This window comes from Nitrosospira multiformis, assembly GCF_003050865.1.
GTDB lineage: Bacteria > Pseudomonadota > Gammaproteobacteria > Burkholderiales > Nitrosomonadaceae > Nitrosospira > Nitrosospira multiformis_E.
The window spans coordinates 61,608-83,368 of sequence record NZ_QAOK01000003.1 but is presented as its reverse complement, the minus strand read 5'-3'; the positions used below and the strand labels follow the sequence as shown (position 1 = coordinate 83,368).

The following is a 21,761-nucleotide window of genomic DNA, read 5'->3' as shown; positions in this document are numbered from 1 at the left end:
TCCATTCCGGTATCAGCTGAATGGCCGTAACGGCTTTGCCCTATCCGCTATCTTCATCCATTCCACCCATATTCTGCTCATTCTTCTGTCTGCGTCGTTTTGCGCGCTTGCGCCATTCATAAATCGCGAACAAACGCCACCCGGCGCGCACTGCAAAATAGCCCGTTGAAGAAAGTAACAGAGCCAGCAGCAACATTCCGACCAGCAAAGGCTTGCCGAGTGATACGACCCAGTCGATCAGGGCAGGCCCCCACTCGCTGATACTTTTATCCATGAGGTGCAATCCCACCTCGGGCATGCCGTTCGACGTGCCTCCCGTTACAAAAGCGCCGATTTCGTAGGCAGCCACATAGATCGGCAGAATGGTAAAGGGATTCGAATAAAGCGTCGTTATGACTGCTACGGGAAGGTTGACCTTGAAGGCAACGGCGAATAACGCGGCAAAAAAGAATTGCACAGGATTGCTCCCGGGGATAAGGCCGGTGAACAATCCGACGGCAAAGCCGCCAGCAACTGACCTCCGATGCAGATGCCAGAGATTGTGATGCTGCAGTCGCTCTCCGAAAAGGGCAACAAACCGGTTGTGGCGGATGGTTTCATGGGAAGGCAGGTATTTTTTGAAAAATTTTCGAAACACAGGGGTGGCATGAAATATATACAGGGACAGGAGCCAAGGAACTTCGATAAATTCTCCGGTTCGCCCAGCGACAGGGTTCCTTGATACAAACATACACCACTTGGTCAGCCTAAGCTACGGGCATATGAAATTCTGCGTGCGATGAAAAGGCATTTGTGAACGGGACGCTGCCACTGGCCTTGTCTGTTTTCTCAGACTTCTCCGACGATTTCTATCCCGGATAGCAGTCGTCCGCATGTTCTACTAATGGCAGGAAATCGCTGATGCGAATTTGTATTCTGGCATTTGTGGCCGGAGTAGTGTTGCTGCAACAGCAGCCGGTGCTGCCAGCGCTTGCAGGTGCATGGGTTCTTTTCCCCGGCGTGGTGTGCGGAATTCTGCTACTTCGCTGCCGCGCTCCTGTTTTTGCTCGCATCGGCAAGATGTTTTGGGTTTGCCTTTTCCTGGGAGCCGGTTTTTTCTGGGCGGCTGCTTTTGCGCAATGGCGCTTGAGTGACGTGTTTCCGCACGAATGGGAAGGGAAGGATATACAGATAATTGGCGTAGTCGCAGAGTTGCCGCAAACCGGTGAGAACAGTGTCCGCTTTACTTTCGATGTGGAGCAGGTCTTGACGGAAAGCGCAATCGTGCCGGCGCGCATTTCTCTTTCCTGGTATAAAGAGCGTGGCAGTGGCTTTACGCCAAGGCCTTCAACACCTTCTCTCAATGTTGGGGAACGCTGGCGGCTTACTGTACGGCTCAAGCGCCCCCATGGAACCGCCAATCCGCATGCTTCAGACTTCGAACAGTGGGCGCTGGAGCGCAACATTCGAGCCACAGGCTATGTGCGCAAGGATGACGAAAATAGACGCCTGGAGAAAGTGGTGGGGCGTCCCGCTTATCATGTCGAGCGTTTGCGCCAGGATATCCGCAATAATTTCATTGCCGCGCTGCCCGGCCATGCTCATGCCGGTATCCTGGTTGCGCTGGCGGTAGGGGATCAGCGGGCGATTCCGCATGAGCAGTGGCAGATATTCACGCGGACCGGAATAAACCATCTCGTCAGCATATCCGGTCTTCATATCACCATGCTGTCGGGTCTTGTATTTACGATGGCATACTGGCTGTGGCGCAGAAGCTATCATTTCACGCTGCGGCTGCCGGCCAGGAAAGCCGCAGTCATAGCCGGGCTGGTGGCAGCGTTCGGTTATACGCTGCTGGCCGGTTTTGCGATCCCGGCACAACGCACGCTCTATATGCTTGCCGCGGTGGCCGTTACCCTATGGCTCGGCCGTTCCATTGCAATGACTACCATCCTGACATGGGCATTGCTTGCAGTCGTAGCTCTCGATCCGTGGGCAGTGCTTTCACCCGGCTTCTGGTTATCTTTTGGCGCCATGGCGGTCATCATGCTGGTATCTGTCGGCCGCGTCGGCAGGCCGCACTGGCTGAGTAGTTGGGCAACGGTGCAGTGGGCCATAACCCTGGGCTTGATACCTCTTTTATTGGCGATGTTTCAGCAGATATCGCTGGTTTCCCCAATCGCCAATGCGGTGGCGATTCCACTGGTGAGTCTTGTCGTGGTGCCGCTAACTCTGCTGGCAACCTTGCCGCCCCTCGATTTTCTGTTGATACCCGCGCATGCAGCGCTGGACGGTTGCATGATCGTGATGCAATGGCTGAGCGATGCACCTCAGGCCGTCTGGAGTCAGCAAGCTCCTCCTTTCTGGGCAGTAGCCGTGGGGGCGGCAGGCATTTTCTGGACGCTGCTGCCTGGGAAGTGGGGTTGGCGGCTCGGCCTCGGTACCGGTTTCCCTGCTCGCTGGCTCGGTCTCATCGCCCTGTTGCCGATGTTTCTGCTGCCTCTCTCAAGACCGGAGCAGGGAGAGCTGTGGCTGACCGTGCTGGATGTCGGCCAAGGACTGGCGGTACTGGCGCGGACGGAAAAGCACACGCTGCTCTATGATACTGGCTCTGCCTTCACGTCCGAGGCCGATAGCGGGAGCCGCACCATCGTTCCTTTTCTCCGGGGGGAAGGGATAAGGCATCTTGATGCAATGATCGTCACACACGCCGATTCGGATCACAGCGGCGGAGGGCTGTCCGTGCTGCAAGCGGTACCCGTGGAATGGCTCGTCTCATCGTTGCGCGACGATCATCCCATGCAGCAGGCCGCTCTCAACAGGCGCCGGTGCAAGGCGGGACAGTCGTGGGAATGGGATGGCGTTCACTTCGACATGCTTCATCCGATGGAAGAGAGCTACAATGACTTCCGCCTCAAGAGCAATGCCTTGAGTTGCGTGTTGAAAATTACCACCCGGCATGGCAGCGTGCTTCTGCCGGCGGATATCGAGAAAAAATCCGAATATCAATTGCTCAAACGTTATGGGGAGGCGCTTTCCTCAACGGTATTGATTGCTCCTCATCATGGAAGCAAAACTTCTTCCACCGAGGAGTTCGTGCGCAAGGTGAACCCGCGGCTGGTAGTATTTACCGTAGGTTACCGCAATCGTTTTGGCCATCCGAAGGAGGAAATCGCGGAGCGGTATCGATCGGCGGGAAGCAGATTGTTGCGCAGCGACATCGATGGCGCCATATTGCTGCGCTTTGCCGGTAATGACCTTGCCGTGGAGCGATGGCGCGTGCGGCGGATGCGTTATTGGCACGATTCAACAACGTTTTAACCGGAAATAAAGATAAAGCAGTTATGAAAGGACACGAGGACCCGGTTGAAAAAGGCCGCTCCCATACTCACCACACCCGTTCCATGAACGCTTTCTCCCTCATTTCTGGAAAAGGGGACGAACCTTTCCGGCTCCAGTCCCCGGGTTCAATCTTCTCCCCGGCAGAAATCGATCTGCTCCGGGGGGTGCAGGCTTTTTGCGAGCCGCTCTATATGGATAAAAGCCTGCCTAACGGTGAATTGCTCTCTTCGCATGTAGATGGAGTCGCGGCGATTCTCGCCGGGTTGCGGGTGGACAGCGATACGCTGGCAGCAGGAGTGCTTCATGCAGTTCCGGGGTATCTGGAGGGGTATGAAGAAGAATTGGCAACCGCTTTTGGTCCGACGGTCGCTCATCTCGTGGAAGGTGTGAGGCGCGTCAGCCGAATCCAGGTGTTGCGACCAGCAAGCAGCACGGACAATATCGGGAACGGCAACGCGCAGATTGAAGTATTGAGGAAGATGCTGCTCGCGATGGCGGAGGACATCCGGGTCGTGATCATCGCCCTGGCCGACCGGTTGCAGACGATGCGTTACGTCGTTGCCAGCAATATTGCCGGAAGATGGGAGGCCGCTGAGGTCACCCTGAACATTTTCGCGCCTCTCGCCAATCGACTGGGGCTGTGGCAAGTGAAGTGGGAGCTGGAGGATTTGTCGTTTCGGATCATTGAACCCGAACGCTATAAAAAAATCGCCACGTTACTGGAGGAGACCCGCCGCAGCAGGGAACAGTATATCGCGCTGGTGGTTGACAAGTTGCAAAACGAACTGCATCAGGCCGGGATCAAGGCTCAAGTCACAGGACGTCCCAAGCACATTTACAGTATTTACAGAAAAATGAATCGCAAGGGGGTGGACTTCAAGGAAATCCAGGATACCCGTGCCGTTCGCATCCTCGTGGACGAAGTCAGGGATTGCTACGCGGCATTGGGGTTGGTGCACAATCTGTGGGTGCCGATCCCCAAGGAGTTCGATGACTATATTGCCAAGCCGAAAGGCAATGATTACCGATCACTGCATACTGCGGTAATCGGTCCGGAAGACAAAGTGGTCGAGGTGCAGATCCGGACCCATGAGATGCACCGTCATTCGGAGATGGGGGTCGCTGCGCATTGGCGCTACAAGGAAGGTGCAAAGCGAGACGCGCGGTATGAGGAAAAGATCGCTTGGTTGAGGCAGATACTTGAGTGGAAAAATGATGTCGAGGACGCGGGAGAACTGGCTGAGCATTTCAAAGTTGCACTGTTTGAAGATTCGGTCTATGTACTGACGCCGCAAGGGAAGGTGATCGCACTGCCCAAAGGAGCCACTCCCGTGGATTTTGCGTACCATGTGCATAGCGACCTGGGGCACCGTTGCCGGGGTGCCAAGGTGGATGGCATCATGGTGCCCCTCGATTACCCGCTGCAAAATGCGCAAAGGGTGGAGATCATTTCGACCAAGCAGGGGGGGCCCAGCCGCGACTGGCTCAACCCTGCACTGGGTTATATCAGGAGCCAGCGCGCCCGGACGAAAGTCAGGCAGTGGTTCAGCAGTGAAATGCGTACTGCTTCCCTCACACAAGCCCGGGCTTTGGTGGAAAAGGAACTGCAGCGCCACGGCATGACTGCGATGAGCCTGGATAAGCTGGCAGTCGAGTTCAAATTTGCCAGACTTGATTCCTTTCTTGCAGCCATTGCAAGGGGGGATATCAACGCGCGCCAGCTATCGGCATTCTTGAACGGAGAGACCGAACCGGGCCTGTCCGTTCCCGAAACGCCAGTCATCAAAAAGCAGACCCTCACCTCGGAACTCCAGGGAGACGTACTCGTCGTCGGGGTCGATAAGCTGCTTACCGTACTGGCAAAGTGCTGCAAGCCTGTACCCCCTGATCCCATCATCGGTTTTGTCACCCGAGGGCGGGGAATTACCATCCACAGGGCGGGTTGCGCCAATGTCTCTCGCTTGTCAGGAGAAGGCGTGGCGCGCCTCGTCAGTACGCAATGGGATTTATCCAAAGATGCGAGTTACGCCGTGGAGGTGGAGATTCGGGCGCAGGATCGTCAAGGATTGCTGAACGACATTTCGAGCGTTCTGTCGCGCGAAAAAATTGATGTCGTCTCTACCCGCGCCCATAGCCGCGACCTGAATGCGACCATGCAGTTCGTGATCAGGATTGGCAACGTGGATCAATTGCGGCGTGTTCTCGGGTTGATAGCAGGCGTCCCAGGAGTCATATCGGCATTGCGGAAATGAGCGTAATTCAGCAAAGCTGTCAGCCCTCTGATACCCCGCACATGACTGAGCAGTGCCCAACCCGTTCAAGCTTCATTTCGGACTCCTCTTCTGTTGACTGTAATCGAGCCACAGTGTGGAAATTACAGTAGAAACCCGAGTTGCAAATTGATGCTTGACGGCAAATTCGACGGTAAAGCCTGGCATCTTCGTCATGCTCATCATTCCTCCATGCAGGTGTGGACGCGAGACAGACAATGCGTTTATAGACGGCCACGCAGCAAAAGCAAGTATGTATAAAAGTCGTTCGGAGGCGTTGCCGGCCCGAATGCAGTCCTCTCCCATCGGCAGCTTGCAACCGGAACATTTATCTTTTCCTATAGTCGAGGCCGAAAATTCCCATACTCCCCTACCTTTTATAATCCCTCATTCTCTTCCTTGACTTTGGCTTTTTTTTTAACTACAGTGGGTAAAAGTGGGTAGAAGTGGGAGACGATTTTCTGCAGTTTTCCTCCGTAAAGTAAAGAAAGGGAGCAATGTTTCGCGGTGGGACACCTGTCAGTCTGGATAACAAGGGTAGACTCGTCGTGCCTGCAAGATACCGGGAGACACTCATATCCCTTTGCGCCGGTCATCTGATTGTCACTGCCGACCCATCCAAGTGTTTGTTGATTTATCCTCAGCCCGTATGGGAGCCCATAGAGCAAAAGCTCAACAGTCTTTCCAGCTTTAATCCACAGACCCGCAGTTTGCAGCGGCTTCTCGTTGGCAATGCCTGCGATGTGGAGATGGATGGCGCCGGTCGCATTCTTGTGCCTCCCTCTCTGCGGGCATTTGCGGGCTTGAACAAAGAGGTGGTTCTGGTGGGACAAGGTGCGAAATTCGAGCTGTGGGACAGCGAAAAATGGAACCTGCAGATGGAGAGCGCGCTCGTGTTCAGAGACGGCATTCCCGAAGAACTCGAAGGTTTTTCACTGTAATTTTGTGGCTGAGGTAGGGAAGCACACCACTGTTCTGCTACAGGAGGCGGTGGAAGCGCTGGCACTCAAGCCCGATGGGATATATGTGGATGGGACATTTGGTCGGGGCGGACACAGTCGGCTGATACTGGAGCGCCTCGGGAGGAGCGGAAGACTGATCGCGTTCGATAGGGATCCGGCCGCTTGTGCGGTTGGGCGGAATTTTGGAGACGAACGCTTCTGCATGGTTCACAGCAGTTATTCCAGGTTGCAGGAGGTGCTGCGGCAGTTGAATGTCGGTCAGGTCGATGGGGTATTACTGGATCTGGGCGTGTCGTCACCCCAACTCGAGGACGCCGCACGCGGCTTCAGTTTCAGCATGGAGGGACCGCTCGATATGCGCATGGATACAACAGAGGGGCAGACAGCAGGTCAGTGGTTGGCTTCGGCGTCGGAAGTCCAGTTGGAAGAGGTGATAAAAGAATATGGCGAAGAGCGGTTTGCTAAGCAGATTGCAAGAGCGATTGTTAAGGCTAGAGCGCGACAACCTCTCGTCACTACCGGTCAACTTGCCGCGATCGTGGCAGCGGCCATACCCGCGCGCTCGCGTGAGCCAAAACAGAATCCGGCGACGCGTACCTTTCAGGCCATCCGGATTTACCTCAATCAGGAGCTTGAGAGGCTGTCGCTTGCCTTACCGCAGTGTGTCGAGATGCTGAAGACGGGTGGCCGGCTGGTCATCATCAGTTTTCACTCGCTGGAAGATAGAATAGTGAAGCGTTTCATACGTGAAGGAGCGAATCCCGACAAACTGCCGAAGCACTTGCCGCTGCGCGCCGACGAGGTGCGGCGTTTCAGCAGAGCAAATCTGCAGAGGGTCGGGAAGGCGGTGCGGCCCGGCGTGGCGGAGATCGAATGCAATCCTCGCGCCCGCAGCGCGATAATGCGCGTGGCGGAGCGGATAAACACCACTTAGGGGAATCTCGTTGCGCGTTTTTGGTTGATGAGAGGTCGATGTGATCAGAATAAATATTTTGTTGACCTTAATTCTCGTCGCTTGCGCGCTGGGTGTTGTGACTTCACAGCACAAGGCGCGCAAGCTGTTTGTGGAACTGGAAAAGGAGCAGCAGCTGGCGCGGCAGCTGGCGGAGGAATGGGGGCAGTTGCAGCTTGAGCAAAGCACCTGGGCGACGCATGCCCGTATTGAAAAAATTGCCACGGAGCAGCTGCAGATGCGCCTGCCGGACCCCAAGCTTATCCAGACCATACCCCTGAGCCATCCCGTGGGGGAACCTGTCGATTCGACCGACTCCAAGGAAGCATCGAAATCATGAAAGCCAATCAAAAGCCGCTTGTTATCCTGCCCGCGAAGCGCTCACGCCTCCTGGTGGGTTTATTGTTGCTTGGATTCGCTGGGCTGGCAGGACGCGCTGCCTATCTGCAAGGAATGCACAACGGGTTTTTGCAGCAGAAGGGCGAATCGCGTTATGGCCGTGTGCTTGAAATGAACGCAAACCGGGGAATGATCACCGATCGTTACGGCAAGCCCCTGGCGATAAGCACTCCCGTGGAATCCGTATGGCTGAGCCCGCAGGATGTGGTTGCCACTCCCCAGCAGTTAAGCAGGCTCGCGGGTCTGATGGATATGGATGCGGATGAGCTTCACAAGCGCCTGGATGGCCTGACAGGAGTTTCCCAGGGTTCCCGAGCAGCGTCCAGGCGTGATTTCGTATACTTGAAGCGGCATTTGTCGCCACCCGTGGCGGCCGGCATCGTCGAACTGAAAATCCCGGGCATATTTCTCAAGCGCGAGTACCGGCGCTACTACCCTGCGGGAGACCTGACTTCGCACGTCCTCGGGTTCACCGATCTGGACGACAGGGGGCAGGAGGGTATTGAGCTGGCCTGGCAGGATGAGCTTGCCGGAAAACCGGGAAGCCGTCGAGTCATCAAGGACCGCAAAGGCCATATCATCGAGGACGTCGAAAGCATCCGCGCACCGAAGCCGGGACAGAACATGGCGCTGTCGATAGACAGCAAAATACAATACCTCGCCTACCGTGAATTGAAGCAGGCGGTGGAAACCCACAAGGCCAAGGCCGGCGGCCTGGTAGTGCTCGATGTGAAGACTGGCGAAATACTGGCCCTGGTGAATCTCCCGACCTATAACCCGAACAACCGGTCCAACAGGAATAGTGCGCAGTCGCGTAACAGGGCTGTCACCGATATGTTCGAGCCGGGTTCCACGCTCAAGCCGTTTACGGTGGCGGCAGCGCTGGAAGCAGGGAGAATCACCCCCGACACTGTATTTCAAACCGCGCCGGGTTCATTCTCCATAGGTAAGGCGACCATACGCGATGCGCACAGGACAGAGGCCTTGACTGTCACCCAGGTGATCCAGAAATCCAGCAACGTCGGTTCAGCAAAGATCGCGCTGTCGCTTCCGCCGCAGACACTGTGGGAAATGCTGAATGGAGCAGGATTCGGAGAGTTGCCTGGCTCCGGCTTTCCGGGTGAGGTGAGCGGCAAGCTGCGGCCTTATAAAACCTGGCGTCCCATCGAGCAGGCGACCATGTCGTATGGTCACGGCATTGCGGTGAGCCTGATGCAGCTTGCTCGCGCTTATATGATTTTTGCTGCGGAAGGTGAAATAAAACCGGTATCGCTGCTGAAGCTCGACGCGGCTCCCATCAGTAAGCGCGCGATTTCACGCGACACAGCGCTGGCCGTGAGCCGTATGCTCGAGATGGTGGTGCAACCAGGCGGTACCGCTACGCGGGCGCAGGTCAACGGGTATCGGGTGGCGGGGAAGACTGGAACCGCGCACAAACTGGAAGGCAGAGGCTATGCAAAAAACCGCTATCTTTCGACCTTTGTCGGTTATGCGCCCGTCTCGAATCCGAGATATGTCATTGCAGTGATGCTGGACGAGCCGTCAGCTGGACAATATTACGGAGGGACGGTGGCGGCGCCGGTTTTCAGCCGGGTGATGCACGGCATCCTGCACATGCAGAATGTGCCGCACGATGCGCCGGGCGGCACTACGACGTCCCTGACGGCCGCTCCGCCTAAGGACAACAAGGGTGATGTATGAGTCCCAGGTCGGGGAGGAAGATATCGGAATGTCCCGGCGGCTCCGAAGCCGGCTTTGATTTCCATGCGCTTGACCGGCTCGGAGCCAGGAGGGGGCATCTTGCGGTTGACAGCCGCACCGTGAAACCGGGGGATACTTTTCTGGCCTATCCCGGAGAAAAGACGGATGGACGTCAATTCATTCCGCAAGCGATAGAGCGGGGTGCCCGCGCAGTAGTGTGGGAATGCGACAGCTTTGCGTGGGATCCGCAATGGAAAACACCTAATCTGCCAGTCTCGGATTTGAAATCCAGGGCGGGATTCATCGCAGACTATTTGTATGACCATCCCTCACAAAAGCTATGGCTGATCGGAGTGACGGGAACGAACGGCAAAACCTCCTGCAGCCACTGGATTGTCCAGGCGATGGCTGCACTGGATCGTAAAGCCGCGGTCATCGGCACGCTGGGAGCCGGTTTTCCCGGAGAAATGGAATTTTCTGCAAATACCACCCCCGATTCAGTGTTATTGCAAGCTAAAATAGCTAATTTTTTGCGGCGGGGCGCGGAATGCGTGGCAATGGAAGTCTCGTCGCATGGGATTGTGCAAGGACGGATAAACGGAGCAACGTTTGCAGTTGCCATGCTTACCAATCTTTCGCGCGATCACCTCGATTATCACGGCAACATGGAAGTGTACGCAGCTGCCAAGGCGCGATTATTTCATTGGAGCGGGCTCAAGTATGCCGTGCTGAACCTCGACGACGTATTTGGCATGCAGCTTCTGCACGATCTGGAAGGAACTGGAATCGGCATGATCGGCTATGGGTTTACCGATACAGCAATCGCGCCCCCCAATCCTCGCTCATTCCGGAGAGTATGGGGTCGCAATCTCAGGGCAAGCATGGCGGGACTGGAATTCGACATTGAATTTGAAGCGGAATGTCTGAAATTTAAAACGGAATTGCTGGGCAGCTTCAACGCTTCCAACTTATTAGGGGTGCTCGCTACCCTGCTTGCAAGCGGTATTGCTTTCCCAGAAGCGGTCCGAGCCTTGCAAAAAGTCCAGCCTGTAGCAGGGCGCATGCAGCAGATAGGTGGGGAGGGAGATGAACCCCTCATCGTTGTGGATTACGCTCATACTCCGGACGCCCTGGAAAAGGTATTGACCACGCTGCGGGAAGCGGTGGATGCCGGTTTCCCTGGCGGCAAGCCGGAGACGGGATCAGGAAGGCTTGTCTGCGTATTCGGCTGCGGGGGCGAGCGCGATCAAGGCAAGCGTCCCCTGATGGGGGAAGTGGCGACCCGATTGGCTGACGAAGCCCTCATCACCAGTGACAATCCACGAAGCGAGGATCCGGATTCTATTATTCGGGACATCGCCGTTGGAGCTGCCGCCAATCATCGCATCGAGAAGGATCGGACCGGTGCGATTCATCGCGCGATACAGGGCGCGCATAAGGGCGATGTCATATTGATCGCAGGTAAGGGGCACGAAACCTGGCAGGAGGCAGGCGGTAAAAAGTTTCCTTTCAGCGATGCAGAGGTCGCTAGAAGAGCATTGATGACGGAGAAGACGCAGGCGCGAATATGATGAGTTTGCAGGAGGCGGCCCAGGTTCTGTCCGCAACCTTTGCCGGAGCCCAGCACGATCGACCGGCTGCGGGAAAGATCGATTTCACAGGGGTGAGCACGGATAGCCGCGCACTTGCACGGGGTGATCTGTTTGTTGCTTTGGTTGGCCCCAACTTCGATGGTCACGATTTTATCGTCCAGGCACGGGACAGGGGCGCAACGGCGGCCCTGGTACAGCAGGACAGGCTGACCGGGAATCAGGAATACGGGATTCCCCTGATACAGGTGCAGAATACACGGCTGGCATTAGGGCACCTGGCGGCATACTGGCGCGAGCGCTTCACCATACCGCTGGTCGCAGTAACGGGAAGTAATGGCAAGACGACCGTAAAGGAGATGATCGCCTCCATTTTAAGGCGCGCCGTGGAGCAGCCAGCGGGGGGGATGGAGACGGACGCTTCGGATGCAGTGCTGGCAACCCAGGGCAATCTCAACAACGATATAGGCATGCCGCTCACGCTTTTGCGATTGCGTGAGCGGCATCACTATGCCGTCATAGAGATGGGCATGAACCATCCGGGCGAAATCTCATACCTTACCCGCCTTGCAAAGCCTTCGGTGGCACTCATTACCAATGCCGGGGATGCGCACATTCAGGGACTTGGGTCAGTTGAAGCAGTAGCCCGCGCAAAGGGTGAAATCTTCGAAGGACTCAGCCAGCAGGGAATAGCGGTTATCAATGCAGATGACCCGCACAATGGGCTGTGGCGTGAATTTGCGGGTGGCAGGCAGATAATCGATTTTGGTCTGAAGAGCAAGGCAAAAGTGAGCGCAGGTTACAAACTGGCTTTTTCCGGCGCGCAAATAACACTGCTTTTACCCCAAGGGGTCGAGGAGGTGACTCTGCAGGTGCCGGGCGAACATAACGTGCGAAATGCGCTGGCTGCCGCGGCTGCGGCTGCGGCCGTCGGTGTGTCTCCGAAGGCGATCGCGTCGGGATTGAGCGCATTTGGCGGAGTGAAAGGAAGAATGCAAAGAAAATGCGGTGTACGCGGCGCAACGCTGATCGATGATTGTTACAACGCCAATCCCGACTCGGTACGGGCGGCCCTGGCGGTGCTTGCAAGGGCGGAAGGTAAAAAAGTCCTGGTGCTGGGGGATATGGGAGAACTGGGCGACAAAGGAAGAGAGTTTCATGAGCAGATCGGTGACGAAGCGAGAATTGCGGGGATAGACGAGCTCATGGCTTTGGGAGATTTGAGTGCGTACGCGGCGGAAAAATTCGGCAGCGGAGCCCGCCATTTCAGAAAAATGGAGGATCTGTTGGCCGATATAGAAACGCTGCCCGGGCCGGACGTCACCCTGCTGATCAAAGGATCGCGTTTCATGCAGATGGAGCGAGTCGTAAAGCGTCTGGAATCCGGGTTATGAGTTTACGGATCGTGAATCAGGTTATGGACGTCATGGTCTTCTTCGGAGATTCTGGTAAATCCCGGAATATTTCACACGGATGCCTGTCATGCTGCTAGAGCTTGCTCAATGGCTTGCCAGCGACATCCGCCTGTTCAATGTATTCAGTTACATTACATTGCGTACCGTTCTGGCCGCGCTCACCGCGCTGGTAATCTCGTTTATTGTAGGCCCGACGATGATCCGGAAACTTACCGCCTACAAGATCGGGCAGGCGGTGCGCGATGACGGCCCCCAGACACATCTGGTCAAGGCAGGTACGCCCACCATGGGCGGAGCGCTGATACTCGTCTCTATCGCCATTACCACCTTGCTCTGGGCGGATCTCAGCAATCGCTACGTGTGGATTGTCCTGATTACAACCCTGGGTTTCGGCATGATCGGTTGGGTGGATGATTATCGCAAGGTGGTATATCGCAATCCGAAAGGACTTTCCGCGAGGGCGAAGCTTTTCTGGCAATCGGCCATTGCGATCCTGGTGGCGCTCTACCTGGTGCTGACGGCCGAACTGCCCGCGCAGACAACCCTGATCGTTCCCTTCTTCAAACAGGTGGCCGTTCCGCTTGGTGTTACAGGCTTCGTGGTGCTCGCCTATTTCGTCATCGTCGGTACCAGCAATGCGGTAAACCTGACCGACGGGCTGGATGGCCTCGCTATCATGCCTACCGTAATGATCAGCAGCGCCCTGGCGATTTTTTCCTATGTGGCCGGTCATGCGGTATTCGCAAAATATCTTGGTATTCCTCATATCCCCCAGGCCGGCGAACTCGCGGTTTTCTGTGGCGCTCTGGCGGGAGCAGGTCTTGCTTTTCTGTGGTTTAACGCTTATCCGGCGGAAGTCTTCATGGGAGATGTCGGAGCGCTTGCCTTGGGCGCGGCACTTGGAATCGTGACAGTGATAGTGCGGCAGGAAATCGTTATGCTCATCATGGGAGGCGTGTTTGTAGTGGAAACCCTGTCGGTCATGTTGCAGGTGGCTTCGTTCAAGCTGATCGGCAAGCGCATTTTTCGCATGGCGCCATTGCATCATCATTATGAATTGAAAGGCTGGAAGGAAAACCAGGTAGTGGTCCGGTTCTGGATCATTACCATGATGCTGGTGTTGTTCGGTTTGTCTTCCCTGAAGCTGAGATGAAGTTGAAATCATGAATCTGCAAGGCAGAACTGTCCTGGTGCTGGGCCTCGGAGAGACCGGCCTTTCCATGGCAAAATGGTTGTTTCGGCGGGGAGCGCTGGTGCGAGCAGCTGATACCCGAAACGAGCCACCGGGTGTGAAGGCGTTTAACAGCGCGCTGCCGCAGGCGGAGGTTTTTGCAGGTCCCCTGGTTGACAGGGCCTTTTCCGGCTTGGATTTGATCGCAATCAGTCCCGGCCTGTCCCTGTCGGAGCCTCTCGTGCAGCAGGCGCTGAAAGAAGGCACCCCCGTAGTCGGGGATATGGAGCTTTTTGCCTGGGCGGTTAGAGATGCGGGGATTTGCAGGCCAAAACTCATCGGGATTACCGGCTCCAATGGCAAAACCACGGTGACCGCCGTAACGGGGACAATGTTAAAAAAAGCGGGGTGGGACGTCGAAGTGGCGGGGAATATCGGTCCTGCGGTCCTGGACGCCTTGATGCGCCGGGAAGATGCAGGAAAAATGCCGGAGGCGTGGGTGCTGGAGCTTTCCAGTTTTCAGCTGGAAACTACGGAGAGCCTGGGGCTGGATGCAGCCGCGGTGTTGAATGTAAGCGAAGATCATCTGGACCGCTACGCGGGAATGCAGGAATACGCCGGTGCCAAGGCGCGGATATTTCTTGATGGCAGCAACGAGACCGGCGCTGGAGGCAGGGGTGACAGCAGACGCGTGCAAATCCTGAATGGCGATGATCCTCTTGTCCGGCAAATGGCGTTAGCGGGGAGACCTCCCATCACTTTCAGTCTCGGCATGCCACAAAGTGATCGCGATTTCGGCTTGCTTTGCGAGGGTGGAGACACTTGGTTGATGCAGGGAAACACACGTCTCATGAAAACCAGCGAACTCGCCATTACTGGCCGGCACAATTGCGCAAATGCGCTGGCGGCACTGGCGCTATGCCGCGCCCTGGCCATCCCGTTTGATCCTTTGTTGCAGGCGCTCCGCGAATTCAGGGGCCTGCCGCACCGGGTTGAGAAAGTGGCCGCTTTCAGTGGCATTACCTTCTACGATGATTCAAAAGGTACTAACGTAGGTGCAACGGTGGCTGCCCTGAAAGGTCTTGGGCAACCGGTGGTTTTGATTGCCGGCGGAGATGGGAAGGCACAGAATTTTTCGCCCTTGGCTGCCCCGATAGGGGAGCATGGGCGCGCAGTGGTAGTCATCGGGCGGGATGCGGAAAAAATTGCAGTGGCGATAAATGCGTGCGGAGTGCCTCTGCATCGTGCTCAAACGATGGAAGAGGCGGTTCGGAAAAGTTTTCAGCTGGCGCAGAGGGGCGATGCAGTCCTGATGTCGCCGGCATGTGCCAGCTTCGATATGTTCGACAACTATGTGCATCGGGCAGAGGTGTTCGTTGCGGCGGTAAAAAGCATCGAGGCCGCATGTGCAGGCGGCAATTCAGCTGCGGTTGCAGGATGGCATTGATCAGATGATTTATCAGTACGGTACCGGAAAGCAGAAAGTTCTGTCTGCGGATTTTGATCAGGCCCTGATCTGGACAGCCGTACTCTTGCTGAGCCTTGGGCTGGTGATGGTTTATTCCGCCTCGATTTCGATTGCCGAGGCTGATGGCAGTGGTTACCCGGCCTATTTTCTCATCAGGCACGCTGCCTATGTCGCGGCCGGTTTGCTGGTGGCCGTGATTGCGTTCCAGGTTCCTATGGAGTCGTGGCAGAAATATTCTTTCCACCTGTTCCTGCTTGGTTCGTGCCTGTTGGCACTGGTGCTGGTTCCCGGCGTGGGGCGCGAAATCAACGGTAGCCGCCGCTGGATATCCTTGCTGGTGGTGAATCTCCAGCCGTCGGAATTCATGAAATTGTTCATGGTGATCTACGTCGCCAATTACACGGTGCGCAAGTCCGCCGTCCTGGGAAGTTTCCGCAAGGGTTTTCTTCCCATGCTGATCATCACGCTCATCGTGGGGGCTCTCCTGCTGCTTGAGCCGGATTTTGGCGCCTTCGTTGTCATTACCACTGTCATGATGGCGATATTGTTTCTGGGAGGAATGGATCTGAAACTGTTCGCCGGGCTGATTGGTTTCCTGATTGTTGGGCTGCTTGCCCTGGTCTGGAACGCCCCTTATCGCATGCAGCGTTTCTTCGGGTTTCTGGATCCCTGGGACGACCCCTACGGAAAAGGATACCAGTTGAGCCATGCGCTGATTGCATTCGGACGCGGTGAATGGCTGGGCGTCGGCCTGGGCGGAAGTGTCGAAAAGCTTTTCTATCTGCCGGAGGCGCATACCGACTTTCTTCTGGCGGTGATTGCAGAGGAACTTGGTTTCGTCGGCGTCCTGATCGTGCTGGCGTTGTTTGCCTGGGTAATTGCACGCGCGTTCATGATTGGCCGCCAGTCGGCAGTCAGGGGACGTCATTTTCCCGCACTCGTGGCGCAAGGTATCGGTGTATGGCTGGGAGTGCAGACATTCATCAACATGGGCGTGAATATGGGAGTGCTCCCCCCGAAGGGACTCACCCTGCCGTTGATGAGTTTCGGTGGCAGCAGCATAGTTGCAAGCTGCCTCTCGCTGGCGGTGCTGCTGCGCGCGGATTGGGAAAATCGGCAGTTGGCGAGAGGTTATCGGATATGAAAAATACAGGAATGGCGTCTTGAGCCATACGATTCTCATTATGGCGGGAGGAACCGGCGGACATGTATTTCCCGGTCTTGCCGTGGCGGAGTATTTGAAGCGGGCCGGGTGGCGCATAGTCTGGCTTGGAACTGAGGGGGGAATGGAAACAACGCTGGCCCGGCAGCAGGGGCATACCCTGGAGACGATTCGCTTCTCCGGATTGCGGGGGAAAAACGTTCGCACCTGGTTGTTGCTGCCCGCGCGTCTGTTGCTGGCATTCTGGCAAAGCGCAAGAGTAATACGGAAGGTTCGGCCGGACGTGGTGTTGGGCATGGGCGGCTATCCCGCGTTTCCAGGAGGAATGATGGCTTCGCTGCTGGCGCGGCCGTTGCTGATACACGAACAGAACTCCATTCCGGGGCTCGCCAATAGAATCCTCTCGAGACTCGCCGACAGGATATTGCTGGGATTTCCCGACGCGATCAAAGGTGAAAAAAAAGCGGTGTTTTGCGGCAACCCCGTACGTGACGAAATCACCAGACTGGCGCCACCTGCACAGAGGTATGCATCCCGCAGCGGAAATATCAAGCTGCTGGTGGTAGGCGGCAGTCTGGGTGCTCAGGCACTGAATACCATCGTACCGCAGGCATTGAAGCGGATACCTGAAGGGATGCGTCCGCAGGTGACGCATCAGGCGGGGACCCGGCATCTGGAAGCGCTGAAGCAGAATTACTTCGAAGCGGGGGTGGAGGGTGAACTGGTTACGTTTATCGATAATATGGAATCCCGCTATGGAGAGAGTGATCTCGTGATCTGCCGCGCGGGCGCGCTCACCGTCGCGGAGTTGGCCGCGGCGGGGGTGGCAAGCATTCTGGTGCCTTTTCCCTATGCTGTGGATGATCATCAGACCACGAACGCAAAATTTTTGAGCGGGAAAGGTGCTGCGATATTGCTGCCGCAGAGCCAGCTGACTCCGGAAGGATTGGCAGAGCTGTTGATGGGTATGGGCAGGGACCAATTTATGGAAATAGCGTGCCGGGCGAGAGAGTTGGCGCAACCCGATGCTACCCGGTGCGTGGCCGAGACGTGCATGGAAATGGTTGCAGTTTAAGGTAATCATGTTTCCTCCGTCTTACAGCAGTTGCACTTGCTACGGCAGTTGCATTTGCTTTATGTGTAAACAACGAAAAGTATGAAACACAAAGTTAAGCATATTCATTTCGTGGGCATTGGCGGGTCCGGCATGAGCGGAATCGCCGAAGTGCTGCTCAACCTGGGATACAAGATCAGCGGCTCGGATATACATGATAGTGTGACCACCCGGCGACTGAAAAAACTGGGCGCGATGGTTTATATCGGTCACGCGCGCACTCACGTGGCATCGGCGGATGCAGTCGTAACCTCGACCGCGATTCAGCCCGATAATCCGGAGGTTCTTGCGGCGCGGGAGAGCAAAGTGCCAGTCGTTCCACGCGCTATCATGCTGGCCGAGCTCCTGCGGTTGCGGCAGGGAATCGCCATCGCGGGTACGCATGGCAAAACCACCACCACCAGCCTGATCACCAGCGTGCTGGCGGAAGCGGGCATGGATCCCACATTCGTTATCGGCGGCCGACTGGAGGCGGCGGGTTCCCACGCGAAGCTGGGCCGTGGCGAGTTCATCGTCGTGGAGGCGGATGAATCCGACGCTTCGTTCCTCCACCTGCAACCCGTGCTGGCTGTGGTCACCAATATCGATGCCGACCACATGGATACCTACGAGCATGATTTCGGCAAGCTCAAGCAGGCGTTCGTGGATTTTGTACAGCATCTGCCTTTCTATGGCATGGCGGTGCTGTGCGTGGATGATGCCCACGTACTCGAGATCATGCCGGCTATTACCAAGCCTGTGACCACATATGGATTATCGGAAACCGCGCAGGTGCGCGCCGCGGATATTCGTCACAGTGAAGGTCAGATGCACTTTACCGCTCTGATAGGGGTTAACGGCAAAACTCGAAAACTCAAAATCGTGCTGAATCTGCCTGGCCTGCATAATGTGCAAAATGCGCTTGCGGCAATAGCCGTATGCAATGAGGTCGGACTGCCGGATGCTGCCATCGTCCGGGCCCTGGCGGACTTCAAGGGGGTTGACCGGAGATTCCAGCGTTACGGCGAAATTCCCTTGGCTGATTCCGAAACTGGCAGAAACGGAAGTTTTACCCTGATCGATGACTACGGCCACCATCCCGTGGAGATGGCGGCCACAATTGCCGCAGCGCGCGGCGCGTTCCCGGGACGCCGCCTGGTATTGGCGTTTCAGCCGCACCGTTATACACGCACACGCGACCTGTTCGAAGATTTCGTCAAAGTTCTATCCACAGCCGATGTACTGCTCCTGACAGAAGTTTATTCCGCTGGCGAAACGCCCATCATTGCCGCAGACAGCAAATCGCTCGCGCGGTCGCTGCGCGTGCTCGGCAAGGTGGAACCCATCTTTGTCGAGAGGGTGGACGAACTGGAGGAGGCAATTCACAGCATCGCCAGGGATAAGGACGTGGTGCTGGTAATGGGAGCAGGATCAGTGGGAGGAGTGGCTCCTACCCTTTCCCGGGATTCGCAGGCTGAAGCTCGCCTGCCGGTTAGTCCGAAAGAAAACAGGGAACCCGCAGTGCTTTTGTTACAGGGCTCCTGAATGGATATGTCAGAAATCAACCTTTCCCTTGATTATGCCAGCGTTCGTGGCGAGTTGCTCCATAATCAGCCGATGAAGAACTACACTTCCTGGCGCGCGGGCGGGAGCGCAGAGCGCATCTTTCTGCCAGCGGATTTGGATGATTTTGCAGCATTTCTGCGCGCCCTGCCCGGGAATGAACCGGTATATGTGGTGGGGCTTGGCAGCAATCTCCTGGTACGCGATGGCGGGGTGCGGGGCAGTGTCGTTGTACTGCACGCCCGCCTGAACGATTTGCGGCTGGAACAATCCGATGCGGGCGAGATGCTGATTTACGCCGGCGCAGGGGTGGCGTGCGCCAAAGTCGCCCGATTTGCTGCGCTGCAGGGGCTGGGGAGAGCGGAATTCCTGGCAGGTATTCCCGGCACCGTAGGCGGCGCATTGGCAATGAATGCCGGATGCTATGGGGCCGAAACCTGGGACATCGTCTCGAGCGTGCAAACCATGGACCGCTCGGGGGGGGTGCGCAGACGATCGTCTGGGAATTACGAAATTGGCTACCGGCACGTGGCGTTGAGGGGAGAGGGGAGTACCGGGAGCCAAAAGGCTGGCGGCATAGAGAATGTCCCTGACGATTCTCTGGGGGGTGAATGGTTCTCGGGCGCGTGGTTCGCGCTGCCGCGGGACGATGCAGCGTCAGTTCGGCAGAAGATCAAGGAGTTGCTTGCCCGCCGTATCCAGAGTCAGCCTTTAAACCTGCCGAATGCCGGATCCGTGTTCCGCAATCCGGAGAATGACAAGGCGGCGCGACTCATCGAGGCGTGTGGGCTTAAGGGGTTTCGTATCGGTGGCGCCATGGTTTCGCCGCAGCATGCGAATTTCATTGTGAACACCGGAGGCGCTACCGCCTCCGACATAGAAGCGGCGATTGCTGCGGTACGTGAAACCGTAAAAAAGCAGACTGGTATGGAACTGAAACAGGAGGTGCGCATTATAGGGACTCCTGCCAGGTCTGGGTTGCGTGTTTCCCGGGCTGCGTACAGGAAGGATGGTGGATATGGCGGGTAGTCATGACTTCGGGAAAGTCGCGGTTCTCCTCGGAGGGCGATCAGCGGAGCGCGAGATTTCCCTTGAAAGTGGCAAAGCCGTACTCGATGCCCTGCGCCGCTGCGGAGTGGACGCTCATCCATTCGACCCTTCCGAACAGCACATGGACGCGCTTTTACATCAAGGATATGCGCGTGCTCATATCGCCCTCCATGGCCGCTATGGCGAAGATGGGACAGTTCAGGGTGCGCTGGAGTTGCTGGGGCTTCCCTATACCGGGAGCGGCGTGCTGGCGAGCGCCTTGGCAATGGACAAATGGCGCACCAAATTGCTCTGGCAGTCTGCGGGCATCAACACGCCGCGCCATATTCTGCTCGATGAGCAGAGCGATTTTGATGCAGTGGCAAAAGAGCTCGGCCTGCCGCTGATTGTAAAACCTTCGCGAGAGGGTTCCACCATTGGCCTGAGCAAGGTAAGGAAGGCAGGGGAAGTCGCCGCCGCATGGCGTCTTGCTGCCCGCCATGATGCCATGGTGCTGGCGGAGCAGTTTATCGAAGGAACCGAACTCACGGCTTCCATTCTCGGAGATGTTGCGTTGCCGCTGGTGCGAATTCAGGTCGAGGGTGATCTGTACGACTACGAAGCGAAATACCTGTCGGACAAGACGCAGTATTTCTGCCCGAGCGGGGTGTCCGAGGAGCAGGAGTGCGTCATTCGGAAACAGGCATTGCAGGCGCACAGACTGTTGGGCTGCGAAGGTTGGGGAAGGGTGGATTTGATACTGGACAGGTCGGGCACTCCCTATTTCCTCGAAGCGAACACTTCACCCGGGATGACCACACATAGTCTTGTTCCCATGGCGGCAAAAACGGCAGGAATATCGTTCGAGGAACTGGTCCTGAAGATACTGGAACTGGCCCATGTGGGATAACCATCAGGCATTGAACCAGGTGGCGGACTGGCTGTTTGCGCTGGCGGGACTGATAGCGATCTACCTTGTGGTCCAGTGGACGATCCATCTGCCGCTGCTGCCGCTGAAGGAAGTCAATATCAGGAGCAACAGCGGCAGCGGTGAGCTTAAGCATGTGACGCGAGAACAGGTTTCTGACGCGGTTCATCGCGAAGTGGGAGGAAATTTTTTAACCATTGATCTTGAGGCTGCACGGCGCACGTTCGAAAAACTGGCGTGGGTAAGGGTGGCAAGTGTTCGACGGATCTGGCCGAGTGGGCTGGACGTAGTGGTCGAGGAGCATGTGCCGCTGGCACACTGGGGCGATAGTGCCCTGGTCAACAGGCAGGGAGAGATATTCAATGCTACATCGGATGAGCCGATGCCTTTATTTGAAGGACCAAGAGAGAGTGTTCGTGAAATGGTGCATCAGCATGCAGTTTTTACCAGATTGCTACAGCCGTTGAAGCAGGATGTCGAGCGGATGGAACTTTCACCCCGGCGTGCGTGGCGGGTTCGCCTTGGAAATGGAACGATACTGGAGCTTGGGCGAGAGCACCTGGAGAAGCGATTGGAGCGCTATGTACAGACACACGATCTGGTCGCAGCGCGATTGAATCAACGTTTGAGTTATGTAGATTTACGTTATGTCAGTGGTTTCGCAGCGCGTGGAACGCGATAGCAGTGAAGCTCCTCAGGAGCAGACAGGCAGGATTTCCGGGAATCCCGTGGAGCGGG

Annotated in this window: 17 protein-coding genes; 16 read left to right on the top strand and 1 reads right to left on the bottom strand. The window is 56.4% G+C overall.

Annotated elements, in window-relative coordinates; all coding sequences use genetic code 11:
- Positions 1–40: 40 nt before the first annotated feature.
- Positions 41–637: a DUF2062 domain-containing protein gene (locus C8R21_RS02640; RefSeq protein WP_107761396.1), complete on the bottom strand. Its 597-nt coding sequence runs from the start codon at positions 635–637 to the stop codon at positions 41–43.
- 263 nt (positions 638–900) lie between these two features.
- Here C8R21_RS02640 and C8R21_RS02635 point away from each other — a divergent pair, with 263 nt between their 5' ends.
- The 16 genes from C8R21_RS02635 (at position 901) to C8R21_RS02555 (ending at position 21,705) form a co-directional block, all read left to right on the top strand.
- The gene (locus C8R21_RS02635) at positions 901–3,300 is read left to right on the top strand and encodes a DNA internalization-related competence protein ComEC/Rec2 (protein WP_107761317.1); all 2,400 of its coding nucleotides are present in this window, start codon (positions 901–903) and stop codon (positions 3,298–3,300) included.
- 23 nt (positions 3,301–3,323) lie between these two features.
- On the top strand, positions 3,324–5,573 hold the full coding sequence (locus C8R21_RS02630; protein ID WP_258192209.1) for a RelA/SpoT family protein: 2,250 nt from the start codon (positions 3,324–3,326) through the stop codon (positions 5,571–5,573).
- A gap of 515 nt (positions 5,574–6,088) precedes the next feature.
- Entirely contained in the window at positions 6,089–6,532 is a 444-nt protein-coding gene (gene mraZ, locus C8R21_RS02620) for a division/cell wall cluster transcriptional repressor MraZ (RefSeq protein ID WP_107761315.1), read from the top strand.
- Positions 6,533–6,536: 4 nt separating this feature from the next.
- Entirely contained in the window at positions 6,537–7,487 is a 951-nt protein-coding gene (gene rsmH / locus C8R21_RS02615) for a 16S rRNA (cytosine(1402)-N(4))-methyltransferase RsmH (RefSeq protein WP_107761314.1), read from the top strand.
- A 40-nt stretch (positions 7,488–7,527) separates the two neighbouring features.
- Positions 7,528–7,845: a cell division protein FtsL gene (ftsL, locus tag C8R21_RS02610; protein ID WP_107761313.1), complete on the top strand. Its 318-nt coding sequence runs from the start codon at positions 7,528–7,530 to the stop codon at positions 7,843–7,845.
- Positions 7,842–9,605: a peptidoglycan D,D-transpeptidase FtsI family protein gene (locus C8R21_RS02605; protein ID WP_107761312.1), complete on the top strand. Its 1,764-nt coding sequence runs from the start codon at positions 7,842–7,844 to the stop codon at positions 9,603–9,605. The genes ftsL and C8R21_RS02605 overlap by 4 nt, the downstream gene beginning before the upstream one ends.
- The gene (locus C8R21_RS02600) at positions 9,602–11,176 is read left to right on the top strand and encodes a UDP-N-acetylmuramoyl-L-alanyl-D-glutamate--2,6-diaminopimelate ligase (protein WP_107761311.1); all 1,575 of its coding nucleotides are present in this window, start codon (positions 9,602–9,604) and stop codon (positions 11,174–11,176) included. The genes C8R21_RS02605 and C8R21_RS02600 overlap by 4 nt, the downstream gene beginning before the upstream one ends.
- A complete protein-coding gene (locus C8R21_RS02595) occupies positions 11,173–12,588 on the top strand; it encodes a UDP-N-acetylmuramoyl-tripeptide--D-alanyl-D-alanine ligase (protein WP_107761310.1) in 1,416 nt (471 codons plus the stop codon). Before C8R21_RS02600 ends, C8R21_RS02595 begins: the two co-directional genes overlap by 4 nt.
- An 88-nt stretch (positions 12,589–12,676) precedes the next feature.
- The gene (gene mraY, locus C8R21_RS02590) at positions 12,677–13,762 is read left to right on the top strand and encodes a phospho-N-acetylmuramoyl-pentapeptide-transferase (protein WP_074975575.1); all 1,086 of its coding nucleotides are present in this window, start codon (positions 12,677–12,679) and stop codon (positions 13,760–13,762) included.
- Between the two features lie 10 nt (positions 13,763–13,772).
- The gene (gene murD / locus C8R21_RS02585) at positions 13,773–15,227 is read left to right on the top strand and encodes a UDP-N-acetylmuramoyl-L-alanine--D-glutamate ligase (protein WP_107761309.1); all 1,455 of its coding nucleotides are present in this window, start codon (positions 13,773–13,775) and stop codon (positions 15,225–15,227) included.
- A 4-nt stretch (positions 15,228–15,231) separates the two neighbouring features.
- Positions 15,232–16,392 (top strand): putative lipid II flippase FtsW, encoded by a 1,161-nt coding sequence (gene ftsW / locus C8R21_RS02580; protein ID WP_074975576.1) that lies wholly within the window; start codon positions 15,232–15,234, stop codon positions 16,390–16,392.
- A gap of 19 nt (positions 16,393–16,411) precedes the next feature.
- Entirely contained in the window at positions 16,412–17,485 is a 1,074-nt protein-coding gene (gene murG / locus C8R21_RS02575) for an undecaprenyldiphospho-muramoylpentapeptide beta-N-acetylglucosaminyltransferase (protein ID WP_107761308.1), read from the top strand.
- An 81-nt stretch (positions 17,486–17,566) separates the two neighbouring features.
- Complete coding sequence (gene murC, locus C8R21_RS02570) at positions 17,567–19,048, top strand: UDP-N-acetylmuramate--L-alanine ligase (RefSeq protein ID WP_107761307.1); 1,482 nt, start codon at positions 17,567–17,569, stop codon at positions 19,046–19,048.
- Positions 19,049–20,095 carry a UDP-N-acetylmuramate dehydrogenase gene (gene murB, locus C8R21_RS02565; protein ID WP_107761306.1) on the top strand — a complete coding sequence of 349 codons (1,047 nt, stop codon included), beginning with the start codon at positions 19,049–19,051 and terminating at the stop codon, positions 20,093–20,095.
- A complete protein-coding gene (locus C8R21_RS02560; protein ID WP_107761394.1) occupies positions 20,085–21,005 on the top strand; it encodes a D-alanine--D-alanine ligase in 921 nt (306 codons plus the stop codon). The genes murB and C8R21_RS02560 overlap by 11 nt, the downstream gene beginning before the upstream one ends.
- Complete coding sequence (locus tag C8R21_RS02555) at positions 20,995–21,705, top strand: cell division protein FtsQ/DivIB (protein WP_107761305.1); 711 nt, start codon at positions 20,995–20,997, stop codon at positions 21,703–21,705. The genes C8R21_RS02560 and C8R21_RS02555 overlap by 11 nt, the downstream gene beginning before the upstream one ends.
- The last annotated feature ends 56 nt before the right edge of the window (positions 21,706–21,761 follow it).